The sequence below is a fragment of the Streptomyces sp. NPDC057854 genome, assembly GCF_042797055.1.
Taxonomy (GTDB): Bacteria; Actinomycetota; Actinomycetes; order Streptomycetales; family Streptomycetaceae; genus Streptomyces.
In genome coordinates this window covers 1-19693 of sequence record NZ_JBHVMF010000021.1, presented here as the reverse complement: position 1 = coordinate 19693, position 19693 = coordinate 1, and the positions used below count along the sequence as shown (strand labels likewise).

The 19693-nt window shown below is 75.4% G+C and carries 20 protein-coding genes and 1 riboswitch; of the genes, 10 read left to right on the top strand and 10 right to left on the bottom strand.

Annotation, left to right across the window (positions count from 1 at the left end; genetic code table 11):
* Positions 1 to 4: 4 nt before the first annotated feature.
* Positions 5 to 2095 carry a hypothetical protein gene (locus ACFVQZ_RS26875; protein ID WP_383626790.1) on the bottom strand — a complete coding sequence of 697 codons (2091 nt, stop codon included), beginning with the start codon at positions 2093 to 2095 and terminating at the stop codon, positions 5 to 7.
* Between the two features lie 138 nt (positions 2096 to 2233).
* On the opposite strand from ACFVQZ_RS26875, the gene ACFVQZ_RS26870 reads away from it, so the two are divergent.
* The 3 genes from ACFVQZ_RS26870 to ACFVQZ_RS26860 all read left to right on the top strand — a co-directional run bounded on the left by ACFVQZ_RS26870 (position 2234) and on the right by ACFVQZ_RS26860 (position 5171).
* The gene (locus ACFVQZ_RS26870) at positions 2234 to 3115 is read left to right on the top strand and encodes an N-acetylmuramoyl-L-alanine amidase (protein WP_030495264.1); all 882 of its coding nucleotides are present in this window, start codon (positions 2234 to 2236) and stop codon (positions 3113 to 3115) included.
* A 101-nt stretch (positions 3116 to 3216) separates the two neighbouring features.
* A complete protein-coding gene (locus ACFVQZ_RS26865; RefSeq protein WP_383626787.1) occupies positions 3217 to 4032 on the top strand; it encodes a hypothetical protein in 816 nt (271 codons plus the stop codon).
* A 128-nt stretch (positions 4033 to 4160) separates the two neighbouring features.
* Positions 4161 to 5171: an LLM class F420-dependent oxidoreductase gene (locus ACFVQZ_RS26860; RefSeq protein ID WP_383626784.1), complete on the top strand. Its 1011-nt coding sequence runs from the start codon at positions 4161 to 4163 to the stop codon at positions 5169 to 5171.
* Between the two features lie 67 nt (positions 5172 to 5238).
* On the opposite strand, the gene ACFVQZ_RS26855 is transcribed toward ACFVQZ_RS26860, so the two are convergent.
* Positions 5239 to 5604 carry a MerR family transcriptional regulator gene (locus ACFVQZ_RS26855; protein WP_383626781.1) on the bottom strand — a complete coding sequence of 122 codons (366 nt, stop codon included), beginning with the start codon at positions 5602 to 5604 and terminating at the stop codon, positions 5239 to 5241.
* A gap of 66 nt (positions 5605 to 5670) precedes the next feature.
* Here ACFVQZ_RS26855 and ACFVQZ_RS26850 point away from each other — a divergent pair, with 66 nt between their 5' ends.
* Positions 5671 to 6786: an alkene reductase gene (locus ACFVQZ_RS26850; protein ID WP_030495268.1), complete on the top strand. Its 1116-nt coding sequence runs from the start codon at positions 5671 to 5673 to the stop codon at positions 6784 to 6786.
* Between the two features lie 13 nt (positions 6787 to 6799).
* Here ACFVQZ_RS26850 and ACFVQZ_RS26845 read toward each other — a convergent pair whose 3' ends face one another.
* The 4 genes from ACFVQZ_RS26845 to ACFVQZ_RS26830 form a co-directional block, all read right to left on the bottom strand.
* Positions 6800 to 7339, bottom strand: a complete 540-nt coding sequence (locus tag ACFVQZ_RS26845) for a hypothetical protein (RefSeq protein WP_383626989.1) — start codon at positions 7337 to 7339, stop codon at positions 6800 to 6802.
* A gap of 129 nt (positions 7340 to 7468) precedes the next feature.
* Positions 7469 to 8560 carry a prenyltransferase gene (locus ACFVQZ_RS26840; protein ID WP_030495270.1) on the bottom strand — a complete coding sequence of 364 codons (1092 nt, stop codon included), beginning with the start codon at positions 8558 to 8560 and terminating at the stop codon, positions 7469 to 7471.
* Complete coding sequence (locus ACFVQZ_RS26835; protein WP_383626776.1) at positions 8557 to 9291, bottom strand: class I SAM-dependent methyltransferase; 735 nt, start codon at positions 9289 to 9291, stop codon at positions 8557 to 8559. The genes ACFVQZ_RS26840 and ACFVQZ_RS26835 overlap by 4 nt, the downstream gene beginning before the upstream one ends.
* Before the next feature lie 63 nt (positions 9292 to 9354).
* The gene (locus ACFVQZ_RS26830) at positions 9355 to 10674 is read right to left on the bottom strand and encodes a glycosyltransferase family 4 protein (RefSeq protein ID WP_030495272.1); all 1320 of its coding nucleotides are present in this window, start codon (positions 10672 to 10674) and stop codon (positions 9355 to 9357) included.
* 239 nt (positions 10675 to 10913) lie between these two features.
* On the opposite strand from ACFVQZ_RS26830, the gene ACFVQZ_RS26825 reads away from it, so the two are divergent.
* The gene (locus ACFVQZ_RS26825; RefSeq protein WP_383626774.1) at positions 10914 to 11543 is read left to right on the top strand and encodes a TetR family transcriptional regulator; all 630 of its coding nucleotides are present in this window, start codon (positions 10914 to 10916) and stop codon (positions 11541 to 11543) included.
* Between the two features lie 48 nt (positions 11544 to 11591).
* On the opposite strand, the gene ACFVQZ_RS26820 is transcribed toward ACFVQZ_RS26825, so the two are convergent.
* From ACFVQZ_RS26820 to ACFVQZ_RS26805, 4 genes are all read right to left on the bottom strand, one after another.
* Complete coding sequence (locus ACFVQZ_RS26820; protein ID WP_383626771.1) at positions 11592 to 12071, bottom strand: hypothetical protein; 480 nt, start codon at positions 12069 to 12071, stop codon at positions 11592 to 11594.
* Positions 12072 to 12157: 86 nt separating this feature from the next.
* Positions 12158 to 12391 (bottom strand): ferredoxin, encoded by a 234-nt coding sequence (locus ACFVQZ_RS26815; RefSeq protein WP_030495275.1) that lies wholly within the window; start codon positions 12389 to 12391, stop codon positions 12158 to 12160.
* The gene (locus tag ACFVQZ_RS26810; RefSeq protein ID WP_383626767.1) at positions 12391 to 13851 is read right to left on the bottom strand and encodes an aldehyde dehydrogenase; all 1461 of its coding nucleotides are present in this window, start codon (positions 13849 to 13851) and stop codon (positions 12391 to 12393) included. The genes ACFVQZ_RS26815 and ACFVQZ_RS26810 overlap by 1 nt, the downstream gene beginning before the upstream one ends.
* 66 nt (positions 13852 to 13917) lie before the next feature.
* Entirely contained in the window at positions 13918 to 14310 is a 393-nt protein-coding gene (locus ACFVQZ_RS26805) for a hypothetical protein (RefSeq protein ID WP_383626764.1), read from the bottom strand.
* A 144-nt stretch (positions 14311 to 14454) separates the two neighbouring features.
* On the opposite strand from ACFVQZ_RS26805, the gene ACFVQZ_RS26800 reads away from it, so the two are divergent.
* From ACFVQZ_RS26800 to ACFVQZ_RS26780, 5 genes are all read left to right on the top strand, one after another.
* Positions 14455 to 15492 (top strand): MBL fold metallo-hydrolase, encoded by a 1038-nt coding sequence (locus ACFVQZ_RS26800; RefSeq protein ID WP_030495278.1) that lies wholly within the window; start codon positions 14455 to 14457, stop codon positions 15490 to 15492.
* A gap of 71 nt (positions 15493 to 15563) precedes the next feature.
* Positions 15564 to 15640, top strand: a riboswitch (cobalamin riboswitch).
* A 96-nt stretch (positions 15641 to 15736) separates the two neighbouring features.
* On the top strand, positions 15737 to 16996 hold the full coding sequence (locus ACFVQZ_RS26795; RefSeq protein ID WP_321192824.1) for a prenyltransferase/squalene oxidase repeat-containing protein: 1260 nt from the start codon (positions 15737 to 15739) through the stop codon (positions 16994 to 16996).
* The gene (locus tag ACFVQZ_RS26790; RefSeq protein ID WP_383626759.1) at positions 16993 to 17652 is read left to right on the top strand and encodes an SCO2322 family protein; all 660 of its coding nucleotides are present in this window, start codon (positions 16993 to 16995) and stop codon (positions 17650 to 17652) included. The genes ACFVQZ_RS26795 and ACFVQZ_RS26790 overlap by 4 nt, the downstream gene beginning before the upstream one ends.
* A complete protein-coding gene (locus ACFVQZ_RS26785) occupies positions 17649 to 18800 on the top strand; it encodes an energy-coupling factor transporter transmembrane protein EcfT (RefSeq protein ID WP_030495281.1) in 1152 nt (383 codons plus the stop codon). Before ACFVQZ_RS26790 ends, ACFVQZ_RS26785 begins: the two co-directional genes overlap by 4 nt.
* Positions 18797 to 19693: ABC transporter ATP-binding protein (locus ACFVQZ_RS26780; RefSeq protein WP_383626756.1), on the top strand; the 897-nt coding region annotated here is incomplete at its 3' end. The genes ACFVQZ_RS26785 and ACFVQZ_RS26780, both read left to right, overlap by 4 nt.

Below are 19693 nucleotides of genomic sequence, written 5' to 3'. Positions count from 1 at the left end.
CGGGTCAGTACAGGCCCTTCGTCACGTAGAGGCAGTTGGTGTACGAGTAGCCCGGCTCGATCGTCGCCTTGCTGCTCTTGGTGTCGCCGGCCGTGGAGAAGCCGGACCCGGCCCGCTTCTGGAGCAGGTGGTAGGTGCCCGCGGGCAGCTGGATCGTCGCCTTCGGGTACGTCGAGGACGGGCCGGAGCACGGCTTGAAGCCGGGCCGGAGGGTGTCCAGCCGCTCGTAGCTGCGGCAGCCGCCGCACGCCTTGAGGGTGATCTTGCCGGTGACCGGTCCGGTGTAGAGGAGTTCGACCTCGTCGTCGGCGTCGTTGCTGATCACCATCGTCATCCGGGCGCCGCCGGGCACCGTCGACGGCGGCAGCTTCCGCCCCGCGTCCGGGGCCTCGGCGGCGATCTGCGCGGCGATGGAGATCGAGCGGGCGTGGGAGACCGACTCGCCGTCCGGGTAGTCCTTGACGTACCGGTCCATGGTCGCGGCGGCGTCCGCGAACTCCTTGTCGCCGAACTGGTCGGTGCCGCAGGCGAAGACGCCCTTCCGCACGCCCCGGTCCGCCTCCGCCCGCGCCCCGTCCAGCGGGAGGCCCTTGACGCCGGTCGTGACCGTCCGCAGGGCGCGCAGCTCCTCGGTGACGGCGCAGCGGTCGGCGGACGTGTCGCCGACCGCGGCGGCCTTGGCCCGGATCGCGTCGCGGACCGCCGCCGTCGCCTTCCCGGTGTACGGGGACTGCGGGAAGGTGGCGGTCAGCTCGTTGAAGTGGTCGGTGGCGGCGGCGGTCGTCGTCCCGCCGAGGGCGCCCGCGCCGCACTCGTACAGCGAGTGGGCCAGCGGCTCGTCCGTCCCGGCCGGGCGGTCGCCGAGCAGCGCCTTGTCGACGGTGTCCGGCAGCGACCGCAGGTGCTTCAGCGGGAGGATCGCCGCGCAGTACTTCTTCTCGTCGTACGGGGCGGAGACCGTCTCGTAGTACGCGTCGAGACTGGCCGGTACGCGCTGCGCGGCGCGCGAGCCCGCGTGGTCCCGGGCCAGCTCCTGGTACGTGGTGAGCGCCTTGCGGTAGCCGGGCTCGGCGGTCGCGAAGTCCGTGGCCGCGCCGCTCCTCACCAGCGCGTCGGCGTCGGCGAGCCGGGCCAGCAGCGCCTGCTGGCGGGCCTCCTCGCGGGCGTCCTCGTGCGCGCCCGCCCAGGCGACGGCGCCGCCGGCGGGTGCGGCGAGCAGCAGGACGGCGAGCGGCAGCGCCAGGCGGCGGACCGTCGTGCCGAAGGCGAGCCGGGCGCGCAGCCCGCGCCGGGCGCCGTCGGCGGCGGCGGCCAGCAGGAAGGCGCCGTACCCGGCGAGCGCGGCCCCCGGCACGCCGTCCGCGTCGGCCGGCAGCGCCGCGACGAGGAGTCCGGCGGTGGCGGCCCAGCAGAGCGCCGCCCAGAGCCACTTCCGGAGCACGACGTAACCGAGCCCGAGGCAGGAGAGGTTGAGCAGCGCGACGAGGACGGCCTGGAGCGGGCGCGCCTCGCCCGGCGCCCCGCCGCCGGGTCCGCCGTACGGGCCGCCGTGGCCGCCCGGCGGGGCGGTGGGCGGCGGCGGAAGCGTCCCGGCCCCGGCCCAGCCGGGCGCGGGCGCGGGCGCCTGCGCGGGCGGGGGGCCGTAGGCGCCGCCGTAGCCGCCGTGGCTCGCGTCAGGAGCACCGTGGCCGCCGTACTGGCCCTGGCCGCCGTGGCCGCCCTGACCGCCCTGACCGCCGTGCCCCGCGTGGCTCGCGCCGTGGCCCTCGGTCGGCGGCCCGAAGCCGCCGCCGGCGGTGCCGGCGCCGGTCGTGCCCTGCGAGCCGCCGTTCTGCGGCGCCTCCCAGGGGGCCGGCCCCGGTGCGGGCAGCCGGAAGGAGCCGGTGGCGGAGGGATCCGTACCGCTCCCGGCCGCGGGGCCCGGACCGGCGTCCGTACCTCCGCCGCCGTCCCTGCGGGGCCGCATCATGATCGTGGCGCCGGAGGAGTCGTCGTCCCGGGGCACCCGGTCCTGCGGTGCCGCGTCCTGGGGCGGTGCGTCCTGCGGTTCCTCGTCGCCTCGCGGGCGTGCGTCGTTCGGTTCTTCCCCCGCCACGGTTCCCCCTCGTGGTCCTGGCGCGGCGACCCGTACCGCGCCCGCTCGTTCCCCATACCCTTCACCGGACCGGCACACGCGTCCAGCGGATTGCGGGCGGTGCGCGGTTCCGGCGGCCGGAGGGCCTAGAGTCGCGGGGTGCCGTACGACCACGCGAACCTCCTGCCCGCCGCCCGCGCCGCGCTCGCGGCGCTCGTCTGCTCCGCCGCGCTCGCCGGGTGCGGCGCCGCCTCCGAGGCCGCGCAGGGCAGCCGGGGGCCGGGCGCGGCGGCCACGCCGTCCGCCACCGCGACCCGTACCCCCTCCGCCACGGCGACGCCCCCGGCGGACCGTCCGCTCGCCGGGCGGACCGTGGTGGTCGACCCGGGGCACAACCCGGGGAACTTCCGGCACACGCGGGAGATCAACGAGAAGGTGGACATCGGGACGGCCCGCAAGGAGTGCGACACCACCGGCACGGCGACGGACGCGACCGGCGGCGCGGCCCCGTACACGGAGGCAGCTTTCACGCTGGACGTGTCGCACCGGCTGCGGGACCTGCTGGAGGCGCGGGGCGCGACGGTGGTGCTGACGCACGACGCGGACCGGCCGTACGGGCCGTGCATCGACGAGCGGGCCCGGATCGGGAACGCGGCGAAGGCCGACGCGGTCGTCTCCGTCCACGCCGACGGCTCCGCGAAGGGGAACCGCGGCTTCCATGTGATCGTGCCCGCGAAGGTGAAGGAGGGCGCGGCGGACACCGGTCCGATCGTGGCGCCGTCGCGCGCGCTCGGCGAGCGGATCGTCGCCGGCTTCCGCCGGGCGACCGGCACCTCCCCCGCCAACTACCTCGGCGGAGGTACCGGTTTGGACGTCCGTTCGGATCTCGGAGGTCTCAATCTGTCAACGGCGCCCAAGGTCTTCGTCGAATGCGGCAATATGCGTGATCCGAAGGACGCCGCACTGCTGACGTCCGGGGCGTGGCGGCAGAAGGCCGCGCGGGGCATCGCCGACGGCATCGTGACCTACCTCCAGGGGTAGAACCGGCGAGCGATAGATTCGCTCCGTACGATGGGGCCGCCCCCGTGCCGAGAAACCGGCGCCCGCCCGACGCGACGACGACCCGACGAAGGACTTCTTACGTGAATATCCGCTCCCTCACCCGAGGCGATGGCGTGCTGATCGGTGCTGCGGTGGTGCTGTTCATCGCCTCGTTCCTCGACACCACCGGCTGCGACGGCCCGGCCGCCATCTGCGACCAGATCGACTTCGCGAACTCGTGGGAGACCTCGCCGCTCGGCTGGGGCACCTTCTTCCTCGGCATCGTCGGCGCCGCGCTCGTCGTCCTCTCCCACGGCCTGCCGCAGCCGCGCAAGGTCCTGGGCCTGGAGCTCGGCCAGGTCGGCGCCGCCTTCACGATCGCCGCCGCCTGGACCACCCTGATGTGGGTCTTCGAGGCCGAGAACGCCGGCGCCGGCCTGATCCTCGGCCTGATCGGCGCGCTCCTCGGCGCCGCCGCCGCGCTCGCCGCCCCGATGGTCCCCGCCCTGAAGGCCCCGCTCGTCGGCGCCCCGCGTCCGGCGGCCCCGCAGCCGTACGGCGGCCACCCGCAGCAGGGCGTCCCCGGCGGCTACGGCTACCCGGGCGCGCAGCAGGGCCAGCAGCCCTACCCGGCGCCGCACGACGCCTCGCAGGGCGGTTCGCCGTTCGGGCAGCCGCAGCCGCAGCCGGAGCCGCAGGCCGCGGCGCAGGGCGCCTCGGACTTCACGCCGTTCTGGTTCGCCGTGCCGGTCGCCCGCCCGCTGTACGCGGAGGACGGCTCCGGCGCGCAGATCGCGGAACTGGCGCCCGGCACCTGGTACCTGGCCGTGGAGCAGCGCGGTCAGGCGCTGGTCGCGCAGACGCAGGACGGGCGCCGCGGCGTCCTCCAGGACGCCACCGGCATCCAGCGCGGCTGACCTTCCCGGACCGTCGCGGCGGCCCCCCGACCGGAAGCCCTTCCGGTCGGGGGGCCGCTGTCGTACAGTCCCCCGCACACCGGATCTGACGGCCCGTCAGGCGGTGGAGGAGAAGGGAGCGGCCGGTCATGCGCCTGGGACTCGCGCTCGGCTACTGGGGCCGCGGCCCCTCCCCCGCCCATCTGGAGCTCGCGCGCGAGGCGGAGCGGCTCGGCTACGACGCGGTGTGGACGGCGGAGGCGTGGGGCTCGGACGCCTTCACCGCGCTCACCTGGATCGCCGCCCACACCCGCCGGATCGGGCTCGGCACGGCGGTGGCGCAGATGGCGGCCCGCACCCCGACCGCGACGGCCATGCACGCCCTCACCCTGGACCACCTGTCGGGCGGCCGGATGCGGCTCGGCCTGGGGCTGTCGGGCCCGCAGGTGGTGGAGGGCTGGTACGGGCGGCCGTTCCCCCGCTCCCCGCTGACCGCCACCCGCGAGTACGTCGACGTGGTCCGGCAGGTGCTCCGCCGCGAGGCGCCGGTGCGGCTCGCCGGACGGCACCACTCCTTCCCGTACGCCGGAGAGGACGGCACCGGCCTCGGCAAGCCGCTCAAGCCGATCACCCACCCGCTCCGCGCGGACCTCCCGGTCCTGCTGGGCGCCGAGGGGCCCCGGAACATCGCGCAGACGCTGGAGATCGCCGACGGCTGGCTGCCGCTCTACTGGTCGCCCGGCCGCTGGCGCGCGGCGTACGCCCTCCCGGACCGGCTGCCCGACGGCTTCCGGGTCGCGCCGATGGTCCGCGCCCAGGTCTGCGACGACGTGCCGAAGGGCCTGCTGCCGGTCAAGGCGATGCTCGGCTTCTACATCGGCGGCATGGGGCACGCCACCCGCAACTTCCACGCCGACCTCATGGCCCGCATGGGCTACGGGGAGGAGGCCCGGCACATCCAGCGCCTGTTCGCCGAGGGCCGCCGCGAGGAGGCCGTCCTCGCCGTCCCGGACGCCTTCGCCGACGAGATCTCCCTGGTCGGCCCGCGCGAGCGGATCGCGGACCGGCTCCAGGAGTGGCGGACCGGCCCGGTGACGGACCTGCTGGTCACGGCCCCGGACCGGGAGACCCTGCGGACGCTCGCGGAGCTGACCGGGTAGGGCGTTCCGTCCGGAGGGGACGGCTCAGCGGCGAACCGCGGAGGCCGTTCCTTCCGGAAGGGACGGCTCAGCGGCGGACCGCGGAGGCCGTCTCGATGACCTCGTCCAGCACCTCGCGGGAGCGGACCAGGTCGGCGATGAGGCCGTCGATGCGGGACCGCTCGGCCGTCAGCTCCTCGACCAGCCGGAAGTCGGCGGTCTCGCTGGGCGCCCCGTCCGCGTCGCGCATGCACGGCAGCAGGTGGGCGATCGTGCGGCTGTTCAGGCCCGCCGCGTACAGCGCCTGGATGCGGACGACCCGGTCCACCGCCCAGTCGCCGTACCGGCGCTGGCCGCCGGCGGTCCGCTCGGACCGCAGCAGGCCCTGCGCCTCGTAGTAGCGCAGCGACCGCTCGCTCACGCCGCTCCGCGCCGCCAGTTCACCGATGCGCATCCGCCGCCTCGCCTCCGGGAGAAGGGACTTGAACCTGACACTGGTGTCAACTCCTACGGTACCCGCATGACGCACACCACGGCGGCCTCCCGCCTCTTCGAGTCCACCACCCTCGGCCCGCTGACCCTCCCCAACCGGCTGGTGATGCCGCCGCTGACCCGCAACCGGGCCGGCGCCGACGGCGTCCCCGGGTCCCTCATGGTCACCCACTACGCCCAGCGGGCCTCCGCGGGCCTGATCATCACCGAGGGGACCACGCCGAACGCGGTCGGCCAGACGTACCCGAACATCCCGGCCCTGTACGACGACGCCCACGTGGCCGGCTGGCGCGCGGTCACCGACGCCGTACGGGCCGCGGGCGGGCGGATGTTCGCGCAGCTCCAGCACGGCGGCCGGGTCGGCCACCCCGACACCAGCGGGCACCTCCCGCTCGCGCCGTCGCCGGTCCCGCTGCCGGAGACCATCCACACCCCGAGCGGCCGGCAGGACTCCGTGGTGCCGCGCGAGATGACGGCGGACGACATACGGGAGACCGTCGCCGACTTCGCCGCCGCCGCGCGCCGGGCGGTCGACGCCGGCTTCGAGGGGGTCGAGGTGCACGCCGCCAACGGGCACCTGCTGCACCAGTTCCTGGCGAAGAACACCAACCGGCGGACGGACGAGTACGGCGGCTCCGTCGCGCACCGCGTCCGGTTCGCGGTCGAGGTCGTCCGGGCCGTCGCCGACGAGATCGGCGCCGACCGGGTCGGCGTCCGCATCTCGCCCGGAGTCACGGTGAACGGCATCGACGAGGGCGACACGGACGAGATCTACGCGGCGCTCGTCCCGGCCCTCGCCGCCCTCGGCCCGGTCTATCTGCACGTGATCTTCGCCGACCCGGACCGGCCGCTCTTCCGCCGGATCCGCGCGGCCTGGCCGCACGCGCTGATCGCCAACCCGGCGCTCGGCTTCGGCGGTCCCCTCCCGGAGGACGGCGGGAAGGCGGCGGGCGAACGGCTGCTCGCGGCCGGGGCGGACCTGATCTCGCTGGGCCGCGCGTTCATGGCCAACCCCGACCTGGTCGAGCGGCTGCGGACCGGCGCGCCGCTCAACCCGCTGCGGGAGGCGCACTGGATGTACACGGGCGGCGAGGCCGGCTACAACGACTACCCGACGCTGGCCGGCTCCGCCGCCCTGGTGTGAGCGGGGGCGCGGATCAGCCGCCGCTGAGCTGGGAGGTCGAGGGCACCTTGTCCTTGACCTCGGCCCCGGCGGACTTCCCGGCGTCCTTGATGCCGTTGATGACGCCCTCCAGGCCGCCGACGTCCGCCGCGTCGACCTCGCCCTTGCGGAGTTTGGTGCCGAGTTCCTTGAGCGAGTCGATGCCGGAGGACAGCGGCGCCACCGCCTTGGAGAGCAGCGGGTCGCCCTTGGCGTTGTTCACCGCGGCCTTCAGCCGGTTGTAGGTGAAGGCGCCCGCGAGACCCGCCTTGACGAGGGCGAAGGTCCGCCCGTCGGCGCCCTTCTTGAACTTGCCGGCCTTGTACGGCTTCACGATCCACTGGTACGCGGCGCCGGCGGCGAGCCCGGCGTTGGCGACGAACCGGGTCTTCGCCAGCTTCTGCTTCTCGAAGGTGCTCGACGCGGACGGCGACGCGGCCGACCCCGTCGACAGACTCTGCGTGCTGTCGCTCCCGCACGCGGCGGTGAACAGCAGCGCGCACGACAGCATCAGCGCGGCGACGCCGCGGGACATGCTTCTGGGCACAGCGGAACCTCCCTGGGGACTGGTTCCGCCAGCGTCGCCCGCCCCCCACCGGGCCGCCATCGGAGCGACCCGTCCGGGTTGCGCCGCCGTCCGCCCTCCCGGCACCGGCCGGGAGGGTCAGTCGCCGCAGCAGTCCGGGGCGAGGCCGGCCGGCAGCCGCTCGCCGCCGAAGACGGCGACGGTGGCCTGTTCGCCGCCGAGCGCCGCGACCGCGAGGAGCAGGGAGCCCGCCGTCCAGGTGGTCTGCTCCTCGGGCCAGACGGCCGGCTCGTTCCCGTCCGCGGCCTCGTACACGTACCCCGTCCAGTACATGCCGTTCGGCGCGCGCAGGTGGCCGATGTCCTGGAGGACCGTGAGCGCCCGGTCGGACTCCCCCGTCGCCCACAGGGCGAGGGCGAGTTCGCAGCTCTCGCCGCCGGTCACCCACGGGTTGGGGACGACGCAGCGGACGCCGAGGCCGGGCACCACGAAGTCGTCCCAACGGGCGTCGATCCGGGCCTTCGCCTCGGCGCCGGTGACCGCGCCGCCGAGGACCGGGTAGTACCAGTCCATCGAGTAGCGGGACTTGTCGAGGAAGCGCTCGGGGTGGCGGCGGATCGCGTGCGCGAGGGCGCCGGCCGCCAGCTCCCAGTCCGGCTGCGGCTCCTCGCGGGCCTCGGCGATCGCCAGCGCGCAGCGCAGCGCGTGGTGGATCGAGGAGGAGCCGGTGAGGAGGGCGTCGGTGACGGGGGTGCCGTCGGGCTCGCGCTTCCAGCCGATCTGGCCGCCCGGCTGCTGGAGCCGGAGGACGAACTCGACCGCCGCGTAGACGACCGGCCACATCCGGTCGAGGAAGGCGTCGTCGCCGGTCGACAGGTAGTGGTGCCAGACGCCGACGGCGACGTACGCGGTGAAGTTGGACTCCTTGCCGCGGTCGGTGACGTCGCCGGCGTCGCCGTCCCGGTAGGCCGCGTACCAGGAGCCGTCGTCGTTCTGGTGCCGGGCGAGCCAGGCGTAGGCGCGGGCGGCGGCCTCGTGCTCGCCGGCCGCGTCGAGGGCCATGGCGGCCTCGGTGTGGTCCCACGGGTCCAGGTGGTGGCCGCGGAACCAGGGGACGGCGCCGTCCTCGCGCTGGCCGGCGAGGATGCCGGCGACGGTGCCGGCGGCCTGCTCGGCGGTGAGGACGCCCGGCAGGACCAGGTGTTCCGCTATCCGCTCGGGAGACGTCACTGGGCGTCGGCCTTCGGGAGGTGGGGCTTGGTGGCGTACGCGACGAAGCTCTTGCCGACGACCGGGTTGAGCAGTTGCTCGGCGACCCGGGTCAGGGCGGGCTTCTTCATGATGTCCCAGACCAGGAGCTTGTGGTAGGCGCGGACCGGCAGCGCCTTGTCGTTGTCGACGCCGAAGGCGCACTTCAGCCACCAGTAGGGCGCGTGCAGGGCGTGCGCGTGGTGGGTGCCGTACGGGCGGAGGCCGGCCTCGCGGATCTTCGCGAGGAGTTCGTCGGCCTTGTAGATGCGGATGTGGCCGCCCTCGACCTCGTGGTACGCGTCGGAGAGCGCCCAGCAGATCTTCTCGGGGCCGTACCGGGGCACGGTGATGGCGATCCGGCCGCCGGGCTTCAGCACCCGCACCATCTCGGCGAGCACGCCCTTGTCGTCCGGGATGTGCTCCATGACCTCGGAGATGATGACGACGTCGAAGGACTCGTCGGGGAAGGGCAGGTTGAGCGCGTCGCCCTCCATCGCGGTGGCGGTCGCCCCGGCGGGGGCCTCGCCGGCCTCCTTCATGGCGGCGAACCACGTGGCGACCTCGCGGATCTCCTCGCCGTTCCGGTCGAGGGCCACGACCTGCGCGCCGCGCCGGTAGCACTCGAAGGCGTGCCGGCCCGCACCGCAGCCCAGATCGAGCACGCGGTCGCCGGGGGCGAGCGGGAAGCGGGTGAAATCGACGGTCAGCACGGGTCTGCCCTTCCGAGTGGCGGGGGTTCGGGTGGTGCGGTGGCGGTACGAAGGGGGCCGGGGTCAGGGGCGGCGGGCGGCGGCCCGGCGGTCCAGGGCCTCCCGGTACAGCTCGGCGGTGCCCTGGGCGGCGCGGGCCCAGGTGAAGCGGTCCAGGACCCGGGCGCGGCCCGCGGCGCCGAGGCGGGCCCGCAGCTCCGCGTCGCCCAGCATCCGTCCGAGCGCCGCCGCGAGCGCGCCCGCGTCGCCGGGCGGCACCGCGAGGCAGGTCTCGCCGTCGGTGCCGGCGACCTCGGGGATCGCCCCGCCGGTCGTGGCGACCAGCGGGGTGCCGGTCGCCATGCCCTCGGCGGCCGGCAGCGAGAACCCCTCGTACAGCGAGGGCACGCACGCCACCTCGGCGGAGCGGTACAGGTCGACGAGCTCCTCGTCGGTGATGCCCTTGACGAACCGGACGGCGCCGTCGAGCCCGTACCGCTCGATGGCCTGGGCGACCGGGCCGTCCTCGGCGCGCTTGCCGACGACGACGAGGTGCGCCTCGGGCCGCTCGGTGCGCAGCTTGGCGAGCGCCTCGATCAGGAAGACGAGGCCCTTGAGGGGGACGTCGGCGCTGGAGGTGGTGACGATCCGGCCGGGGACCTCGGCGACGGACGGGTCCGGGGACCACAGCTCGGTGTCGGCGCCGATGTGGACGACCCGGATGCGGTCCTCGCGGACGCCGAGGTGCTCGACGATCTCGTCGCGGGAGGTGCCGGAGACGGTGAGGACGGACGGCAGCCGGCGGGCGACGCGCTTCTGCATGCGGGTGAAGCCGTACCAGCGGCGGACGGAGGCGCGGCGCTTCCAGTCGGCGGCGGCGTCGAGTTCGAGCCGGCGGTCGACGGTGATGGGGTGGTGGATCGTGGTGACGAGGGGGGCGCCGAGGGCGCGCGGGCCGCCGAGGAGGCCGTAGCCGAGCGTCTGGTTGTCGTGGACGACGTCGAAGTCGCCGCGGCGGGCGGCGAGGGTGCGGCGGGCGCGCAGCGAGAAGGTCAGCGGCTCGGGGAAGCCGCCGGTCCACATGGTGGCGACCTCCAGCGCGTCGATCCAGTCCCGGTACTCGTCGCGCTTCGGGGTGCGGAAGGGGTCGGGCTGGCGGTAGAGGTCGAGGCTGGCGATCTCGCTGAGCGTGACGCCCTCGTCGAGGACGGGGTAGGGCTGCGAGCCGAAGACCTCGACGGTGTGGCCCAGGCGGGCCAGTTCGCGGGAGAGGTGGCGGACGTAGACGCCCTGGCCGCCGCAGAAGGGGTTGCCCTTGTACGTGAGGAGAGCGATCCGCAACGGACCGTCACCGGAGGTGGTGACGCCCTGTCGGGGGCTTGCCTCTATGGCCTCAGCGGTCATGCGCGACCCCCTTCGAGCGTGCGTTTCGCGCGAGCGTAACCGCTGGCGCTAAGGTAGAACAAGTTACAGACTTGATCGTTCTCGGCGCTTCCCACTCCTCCGAGAGGCACCGAATCTACCGGCAGGTAGCTTCTGGGTGAGCGCCGGACCAGGTGATTCGCACCACCCGGCCGCGGAGGTTCGCGCCCCGGCCGTCCTCCGCCATACTGGCGCTCCCCACCGCACGGAACGGGACCCCGATGACCGCAGAGAGCAGAGCGGACCACCGCCCCTCCGCCACCCCGCCGCTGACGGAGCGCCAGGAGGCCCGGCGGCGCCGCATCCTGGACGCCAGCGCCCGGCTCGCCGCCCGGGGCGGCTTCGACGCGGTGCAGATGCGGGAGGTCGCGGAGGCGGCCGGGGTCGCCCTCGGCACGCTGTACCGCTACTTCCCGTCCAAGATCCACCTGCTCGTCGCGACCATGCAGGACCAGCTCCAGCACCTGCACACCACCCTCCGGAAACGGCCGCCCGGCGGCGCCGCCCCGGCGGAGCGGGTCGCCGAGACCCTGATGCGCGCCTTCCGCGCCCTGCAGCGCGAGCCGCAGCTCGCCGACGCGATGGTGCGCGCCCTGACCTTCGCCGACCGCGGCGTCAGTCCCGAGGTCGACACCGTCTCGCGGCTCACCACCGCGATCATCCTCGACGCGATGGGCACGGACCAGCCGACGCCGGAGCAGCTGTCGGCCGTCCGGGTCATCGAGCACACCTGGCACTCGGCGCTCATCACCTGGCTCTCGGGCCGGGCCTCGATCGCCCAGGTCAAGATCGACATCGAGACGGTCTGCCGCCTCATCGACCTGACGGCCCCGGACCGGCCGGACCGCTGAGGCCGGGGCGGGGCCGGGGGGCGTCTCCGCCCCCCTGGGCCGCCGGGACTACTTCTTCAGCAGCTCGTCCGCGTAGAGGTCGGCGCACTCCGGGGTCTCCAGGACGCCGGCGAACGCCACCATCTTGATCCCCGGGCCCAGGTCGGACCCGGCCCGGAGGGTCCAGCCGCCCTTCGTCAGGACCTTCACGTCCCTGGCGCCCTGCCGGGTGGTCTCCCCCTCGGTCCAGCCGGCCTTGACCAGGGCCGCGAGGGTGTCCGCGTAGGACGTGGCAGGATCGGGCAGCTCGCCGGGCTGGTCGGCCGCCCAATTGATCATGCACTCCTTGAGCTTGGGGGCGACCGTGTCGAACGACGCCTTGGTGAACCCGGCCGCACCCGCGGCCGCCCCGATCTCCCGGTCGACCTGGGCGGCGGTCAGCCGCGGCCCCGATCCGCCGGACGAGGAGCCGTCCTCGCCGTCACCGCCGCAGCCTCCGGCGAACAGCACCGCTCCGGTGACCGCGGCCACCATCCCCACCTTGCGCACGGCACTCCCCCGCCCCCACGCGCGGCGGCCCTGCGCCCCCGCGATCCGGGGGCGCAGTCTTCCACAGGGAGCGCGCCCCCTCTCCCTCATTCCTCCGGCGGGTAGACCGGTTCGCCGCCGTCGGCGAGGGTGAGGAGGATGGCCTCGACCGGGCAGCCCTCGGCCGCCGCGAGCAGGCGCTCGCCCGCGTCGGCCTCCGGGGCCGCCGGGTGGGACTGCCGGGCGGTGTCGAGGCGGAAGCCGTCGGGGGCGTGGACGACGCACATGCCGGAGCCGATGCAGACGCTCCGGTCGACCTCCACGTGCCAGCGGTCGCCCATCAGTGGCCCCCGTGGCCGGCCGGCAGGTGGATCATCTTGTGCTCCAGGTAGGCGCTCAGGCCCTCGGGGCCGAACTCGCGGCCCACGCCGGAGTTCTTGTAGCCGCCGAAGGGGCCGAGCATGTCGAGGCTGAAGGTGTTGACGTTGAAGGTGCCGGTGCGGACCCGGCGGGCGAACTCGACGCCGTGCTCGGCGTCGGCGGTCCACACGCTGCCGCTGAGGCCGTAGTCGGAGTCGTTCGCGATCCGCAGGGCCTCGGCCTCGTCCCCGTACGGCAGGAGGCAGATCACCGGACCGAAGATCTCCTCGCGGGCGATCCGCATGGCGTTGTCGACGTCGCCGAAGAGCGTCGGCTCGACGTACCAGCCGCGGTCGAGGCCGTCCGGCCGGCCGCCGCCGGTGAGCAGCTTGGCGCCCTCCCGCTGCCCGAGGGCGATGTAGTCGAGGGAGCGCTGCCGCTGGCGGCGGGTGACGAGCGGGCCGACCTGGGTGGCGGGGGCGAGCGGGTCGCCGACGACGAGCGCGGAGGCCGCGGCGGCCAGCGCCTCGGCGATCTCCTCGTACCGGGAGCGGGGCGCGAGGACGCGGGTCTGGGCCACGCACGCCTGCCCGTTGTTCATCCAGGCGGCCGGGACGATGCCGGCGACGGCCGTCGCCACGTCGGCGTCCGGGAGGATCACCGCCGCCGACTTGCCGCCGAGTTCGAGGGTGACGCGGGTGAGGTTGCGGGAGGCGACCTCCATCACCCGCTTGCCGGCCGAGACCGAGCCGGTGAAGGAGACCTTGTCGACGCCCGGGTGGCCGACCAGGTACTCGCTGACCTCCCGGTCGGCGGGCAGGATCGACAGGACGCCCTCGGGCAGCCCCGCCTCGGCGGCGATCTCGCCGAGGAGGTACGCGTCGAGCGGCGACTCCGGCGACGGCTTGAGGACCGCCGTGCAGCCGGCGAGCAGCGCCGGGCCCAGCTTGGCGGCGGCGGTGAACTGCGGCACGTTCCACGGCACCACGGCGGCGACCACGCCGACCGGCTCGCGCCGCACCAGCAGGGGTCCGAGGACGCCGTCGCGCCGCTCCTCGAAGGCGAAGCCGCGGGCGACGGTGATCGCCGCGTCCCACACCATCATCGCGCCGAGCGCCTGGGCGAGGACGGACCAGGAGTACGGGGAGCCGTTCTGGGAGCTGATCGTCCGGGCCAGCTCCTCGTGCCGGACGGCGACGGCGTCCTTGATGCGGGTGACGACCTCGATCCGCTCCTCCAGGCTCGTCCGCGGCCAGGGCCCCTCGTCGAAGGCCCGCCGCGCGGCCGCGACGGCCCGGTCGACGTCGGCGCGCGAGGCGTGCGGGACCCGGCCGATGACCTGCTCGGTGTGCGGGGAGACCACCTCGATGACCGCGTCACCGAGGGGGTCGGTCCACTCCCCGCCGATGAACAGCTTTCCGTGCTCCACGAGCTCGCTCATGCCGGTCGCCTCCCGGAGGGATCTGACGGTGCATCAGAACTGTCCCCGAACTGATACCAGTTCTCCTCACACTTGGCCATACCCGCCTTCGGCCTCGTCCGGCGCCGCCGGACGCCGGGCCGTCTCCTGCACCGCGAGCAGCGCGCCGTCCCGCGCCACGGCGGTCACCACACGCTCGGCCACGACGGAGCCGTCCACGACGTGGCGCTCCAGGAACCGGCAGACCCCGGGCGCGACGGCGGTGACCTCCTCCACCCGGATCGCCAGGCCGGGCCGGCTGCCGCCCGCGCCGCGCAGGGCCTCCGCCAGCGCCTCCAGGCCGAGGACCTCCCCCTCCGCCGTGACGAGCGCGAAGGACTCGTGGTGCGCGCCCAGGAACGCGTCGAGGCTCCCGGCCTCTCCGTTGCTCAGCCATGCGGCCAGCCGGTCGTGGTGTGCGATCAAGAAGTCTGCGTCCATCCCCCTACTCTCCCCCACCGCCCCCTCTCCCGGAACCGGCGACGGCGTCGTACCAAACCCGGGCCCGGCCACATCCCCTGACGATCCGTCAGCTCTCGTTATAGTGGACGGAGGCCGCACCGGAACGCAGAGACGAGGACGCCCATGACGCAGGTGACCGAGCACGGCGGCGGCGTCTGGTCGCTGCGCGTGCCCATCCCGGACAACCCGCTCGGCCACACCCTCGTCCACGTCCTCGACACCGGCCGCGGCCCGGTCCTCGTCGACACCGGCTGGGACGACCCCGCCGCCTGGACCGAACTCACCGACGGGCTCGGCGCGCTGGGCCTCGGCGTCCGCGACGTCCACGGCGTCGTCATCACCCACCACCACCCCGACCACCACGGCCTGTCCGGCCGGGTCCGGGAGGAGTCCGGCGCCTGGATCGCCATGCACGCCGCCGACACCGCCGTCGTCCGCCGCACCCGCGACTCCGAACCCGCCGCCTGGCTCGACTACCTCGCCGACAAGCTCGCCGCCGCTGGCGCGCCCGAGGAGCACCTGGCGCCGCTGCGCGCCGCCCGGGCCGGCGGCGGGATGCGCACCCTGCCCGGCCTCGGCGCGGCCCTCCCCGACCGCGAGATCGTCCCCGGCGAACTCCTCGGCCTCGCCGGCCGCCGGCTCCGCGCCGTCTGGACCCCCGGCCACACCCCCGGCCACGTCTGCCTCCACCTGGAGGAGGAGCACCCCGCCGGGCTCCCCGGCCACGGCCGGCTCTTCTCCGGCGACCACCTGCTGCCCGGCATCTCCCCGCACATCGGCCTGTACGAGGACCCCGACGACCACACCGTCACCGACCCCCTCGGCGACTACCTCGACTCCCTGGAGCGGATCGGGCGGCTCGGCGTCGCCGAAGTGCTCCCCGCCCACCAGCACGCCTTCCCCGACGCCGCCGGCCGCGTCCGCGAACTCCTCGCCCACCACGAGGACCGGCTCGCCGGCCTCCTCGCCCTCCTCGCCGTCCCCCTCACCCCGTGGCAGCTCGCCGAGCGCATGGAGTGGAACCGGCCCTGGGACCGCATCCCGTACGGCTCCCGCAACATCGCCGTCAGCGAGGCCGAGGCCCACATCCGGCGCCTGGTGAAGCTGGGCCGCGCCGAGGCCGTACCGGGCACGGAGCCGGTGGCGTACGTGGCGGTGTGACGCGGCTCCCACCCCGGGGACCGGGCCGTACGGGCCGGTACAGTGGGCCGGTCGTCATCATGCCCGAACGCAGGGGAAAGCCGGTGCGAGCCCGGCGCTGACCCGCAACCGTGAGCCGCCTTCCGTTCAGCGGCGAGCCGGAACGCCCTGCCCGGGACGTGAGCGCCGGCACCGTCGAGGAATACGGCGCCGGACGCGGGCCCCCGGGGGGCACCGGTGTCCGGTGCCCGCACGAGAGGCAACCATGATCAGCGTCCGCCGCGCCGCCGCCGCGCTCACCGCAGCGGCAGCCGTGCTCAGCACCGCCGCGACCGGCACCGCCGCCGCCGCGCCCTCGCCGAGCGCTTCCGCCGCCGCGCTCCCGCCCGGCCTGTACGGCAAGGGCGACCCGACGTACGACGGCGTCTGGCGCCAGTCCCTCGCCTTCCTCGCCCAGCGCGCCACCGGCTACCAGCCCGCCGACCAGGCCGTGGACTGGCTGCTCGGCCAGCAGTGCGCCGACGGCTCCTTCGCCTCCTACCGCGCGGACACCACCAAGCCCTGCGACGCCAAGACGATGCGGGACTCCAACGCCACCGCCGTCGCCCTCCAGGCCCTCGGCGCGGTCCGCCGCGAGGCCGCCGACCCGACGAAGATCGACACCGCGGTCAAGTCCGGCTACGGCTGGCTGCGCGGCGTGCAGAACAAGGACGGCGGCTGGGGCTACACCCCCGGCGGCCCCAGCGACGCCAACTCCACCTCGATCGTCGTCAGCGCGCTCGCCGCCTCGGGCGTCAAGCCCGGCTCGTACACCTCGGCCCAGGGCCGCACCCCCTACGACGCGCTGCTCGCGCTCGCGCTGCCGTGCTCCGACGACGAGGGCCCGGGCGCCTTCGCGTACCAGCCGGACAAGGCCGGCAAGCTGGCCGCCAACGCGGACGCGACCGCCGCCGCCGTCCTCGCCGGGCTCGGCAAGGGCATCACCGCCGTGAAGGCCACCCCGCCGCAGGCCCCGACCTGCGTCGACCTCTCCGAGCCGACCGTCGAGCGGGCCGCCCTCAACGGCGCCTCCTACCTCGCCAAGGCGCTCGTGCAGACCGGCCACCTGACCACCCCGCCGCTGCCCGGCGCCACCGACGCCGAGCCGAAGCCGGACTTCGGCAACACCGCCGACGCCGTCGTCGCCCTCGCCGCCGCCGGCACCGCCCGGCTCGCCGAGCCCGCCCTCCAGTGGCTGGAGCAGAACGCCGCCCCGTGGGCGAAGCAGTCCGGCCCCGCCGCCTACGCGCAGCTGATCCTCGCCGCCCGCGCGATGGAGGCCGACCCGCGCGAGTTCGGCAAGGCCGACCTCGTCGAGGCGCTGAACGCCACCGGCCCCGCCCCCAAGACCCCCGACACCTCCGCCGCCTCCACCGAGGACGACGACGAGGACTCCTTCCTCGGCTTCGACCTCTGGTGGATCATCGGCATCGGCATGGTCGCCGGCGTCGGCATCGGCTTCCTCCTGAGCGGCCGCAAGAAGTGACGCGCCGGAGCAGGGCCGCCGGGGCGCTCGCCGCCGGCACGGCCGGGCTGCTGCTCGCCCTCGGCGCGGCGGCCCCCGCCCAGGCGGCCGGCTACCGGTACTGGTCGTTCTGGGAGGCCGGCGCCGGGAAGTGGACGTACGCCCAGCAGGGCCCGGCGACCGCCCGGCCCGCCGACCGCGGTGTCGTCGGCTTCCGCTTCGCGCTCAGCGAGGACTCCGCCGACGCGGCCAGGCCGGCCGCCGCGCCGGACTTCGGCGCGGTCTGCGCCGGCGTCGAGGCGGCCCCGGGCAAGAAGCGGGTCGCCGTCGTCGTCGACTACGGCACCCCCGGGGACGCCCCGGAGGGCGAGACCCCACCGAAGGACGCGCCCACGTCGGGCTGCGCCGTGATCGCCCCGGCCGGCTCGGCCGCGGACGCGCTGGCGGCCGTCGCCAAGCCGCTCCGCTACGACGCCTCCGCCATGCTCTGCGGCATCGCGGACTACCCGCGGCGCGGCTGCGGCGAGGCCGGCGAGTTCGCCGCGGAGGCCGGGACGCCCGACGCCGCCGCGCGGGACGACTCCGGCGGCGGCCCGTCGGCCGGCCTGCTCGTCGGCGGCGGCGCCGTCCTCGCCCTGGGCGCCGCGGCCGTCTGGAAGTCCCGCCGCCGCGCATGAGCAAGGCCCCGTCCGTCACCCCCGGCCCGCCGGGGCGTCTCCTGGCGCCCGTGGCGGACCGGGGCAACGCGCTGCACCCGGGCGCCTGGTGGCTGTGGGCCCTCGGGCTCGCCGTCGCCGCCTCCCGGACCACCAACCCGCTGCTGCTCGGACTGATCGTCGGCGTCGCCGGATACGTGGTCGCGGCGCGCCGCACCGACGCGCCCTGGGCCCGGTCGTACGGGGCCTTCGTCAAGCTCGGGCTGTTCGTCGTCGGCGTGCGGATCGTGTTCTCGGTGCTGCTCGGCTCCCCGATCCCGGGCACGCACGAGCTGGCCGTCCTGCCCGAGCTGCCGCTGCCGGAGTGGGCGCAGGGGATCCGGATCGGCGGCCGGGTCACCGCCGAGCAGGTGGTCTTCGCCCTGTACGACGGGCTCAAGCTGGCCGCGCTGCTGATCTGCGTGGGCGCGGCCAACGCGCTCGCCAACCCGGCGCGGCTGCTGAAGTCGCTGCCGGGGGCGCTGTACGAGGCGGGCGTGGCGGTCGTCGTGGCGATGACGTTCGCGCCGAACCTGGTCGCCGACGTCGTCCGGCTGCGCACCGCCCGGCGGCTGCGCGGCCGGCCCACCGGCGGGGTGCGGGCCGTCCTCCAGATCGGCCTGCCGGTGCTGGAGGGCGCCCTGGAGCGGTCGGTCGCCGTCGCCGCGTCGATGGACGCCCGCGGGTACGGGCGCACCGCGCGGGTCCCGGCGGCCGTCCGCCGCACCACGAACGTCCTCACCCTCGGCGGGCTGCTCGGCGTCTGCGCCGGCTCCTACGGGCTGCTCGCCGCGCAGGGCGCCGGATACGGGCTGCCGCTGCTGGCCGGCGGGCTCCTCGCGGCCGTCGCCGGGCTGCGGCTCGGCGGCCGGCGGAGCGTCCGCACCCGCTACCGGCCGGACCGCTTCGGCGCCCGTTCCTGGCTGGTCGCCGCGTCCGGCGCCGCCGTGGCCGCCCTCATGATCCGGGCCGGGGTCCAGGCACCGGAGGCCCTGCACCCGGGGGTCGTGCCGCTGACCGCTCCGGAGCTGCCGCTGTGGCCGGCCCTGTCGGTGCTGCCCGGTCTGCTGCCGGCCCTGATCGCCCCCGTACCGCCCGCCCCGCAGCCCCGTGAGGAGCAGTCCGCGTGATCCGCTTCGAGCACGTCTCCGTGACGTACGAGGACGCCGCCGGGCCGGCCCTGCGGGACGTCGACCTCACGGTCCCCGAGGGCGAGCTGGTCCTCGTCGTCGGCCCGTCCGGCACCGGCAAGTCGACCCTGCTCGGCGCGGTCTCCGGTCTCGTCCCCCACTTCACCGGCGGGACGCTGGGCGGCCGGGTCACCGTCGACGGCCGCGACACCCGCGTCCACCCGCCGCGCGAGCTGGCCGACCTGGTCGGCACCGTCGGCCAGGACCCGCTCGCCCACTTCGTCACCGACACGGTCGAGGACGAGCTCGCCTACGGCATGGAGTCGCTGGGCCTCGCCCCGGCGGTCATGCGGCGGCGCGTCGAGGAGACGCTGGACCTGCTGGGCCTCGCCGACCTGCGCGACCGGCCGATCGCCACCCTCTCGGGCGGGCAGCAGCAGCGGGTGGCGATCGGCTCCGTGCTGACCACCCACCCGAAGGTCCTCGTCCTCGACGAGCCGACGTCCGCGCTGGACCCGTCGGCGGCCGAGGACGTCCTCGCGGTGCTCCAGCGGCTCGTCCACGACCTGGGCACGACGGTCCTCATGGCGGAGCACCGCCTGGAGCGGGTCGTCCAGTACGCCGACCGCGTCCTGCTGCTGCCGGACGCGGTCCTCGGCACGCCCGCCGAGATCATGGCCGTCTCCCCCGTCTACCCGCCGGTCGTCGGCCTGGGGCGGGTCGCGGGCTGGGATCCGCTGCCGCTGACGGTCCGGGACGCGCGGCGGCGGGCCGGCGGACTGAAGGCCCGGCTGGCGGACCGCCCCGCCCCCGTGCCGGTACGGGCCCCGGCCGCGCCCGCGCGCCCGGAACCGGCCGCCGCCGCCGCGCCGCCGGCCCGCACCCGCCTGCCC

What these genes read in the sequence shown, in the direction of transcription:
- ACFVQZ_RS26860 (WP_383626784.1), top strand. Translation starts at nt 4,161, where the DNA reads ATGCGCCTGGGACTCGCGCTCGGCTACTGGGGCCGCGGCCCCTCCCCC.
- ACFVQZ_RS26855 (WP_383626781.1), bottom strand. Translation starts at nt 5,604, where the DNA reads ATGCGCATCGGTGAACTGGCGGCGCGGAGCGGCGTGAGCGAGCGGTCG.
- ACFVQZ_RS26850 (WP_030495268.1), top strand. Translation starts at nt 5,671, where the DNA reads ATGACGCACACCACGGCGGCCTCCCGCCTCTTCGAGTCCACCACCCTC.
- ACFVQZ_RS26845 (WP_383626989.1), bottom strand. Translation starts at nt 7,339, where the DNA reads ATGTCCCGCGGCGTCGCCGCGCTGATGCTGTCGTGCGCGCTGCTGTTC.
- ACFVQZ_RS26830 (WP_030495272.1), bottom strand. Translation starts at nt 10,674, where the DNA reads ATGACCGCTGAGGCCATAGAGGCAAGCCCCCGACAGGGCGTCACCACC.
- ACFVQZ_RS26825 (WP_383626774.1), top strand. Translation starts at nt 10,914, where the DNA reads ATGACCGCAGAGAGCAGAGCGGACCACCGCCCCTCCGCCACCCCGCCG.
- ACFVQZ_RS26815 (WP_030495275.1), bottom strand. Translation starts at nt 12,391, where the DNA reads ATGGGCGACCGCTGGCACGTGGAGGTCGACCGGAGCGTCTGCATCGGC.
- ACFVQZ_RS26810 (WP_383626767.1), bottom strand. Translation starts at nt 13,851, where the DNA reads ATGAGCGAGCTCGTGGAGCACGGAAAGCTGTTCATCGGCGGGGAGTGG.
- ACFVQZ_RS26805 (WP_383626764.1), bottom strand. Translation starts at nt 14,310, where the DNA reads ATGGACGCAGACTTCTTGATCGCACACCACGACCGGCTGGCCGCATGG.
- ACFVQZ_RS26800 (WP_030495278.1), top strand. Translation starts at nt 14,455, where the DNA reads ATGACGCAGGTGACCGAGCACGGCGGCGGCGTCTGGTCGCTGCGCGTG.
- ACFVQZ_RS26795 (WP_321192824.1), top strand. Translation starts at nt 15,737, where the DNA reads ATGATCAGCGTCCGCCGCGCCGCCGCCGCGCTCACCGCAGCGGCAGCC.
- ACFVQZ_RS26785 (WP_030495281.1), top strand. Translation starts at nt 17,649, where the DNA reads ATGAGCAAGGCCCCGTCCGTCACCCCCGGCCCGCCGGGGCGTCTCCTG.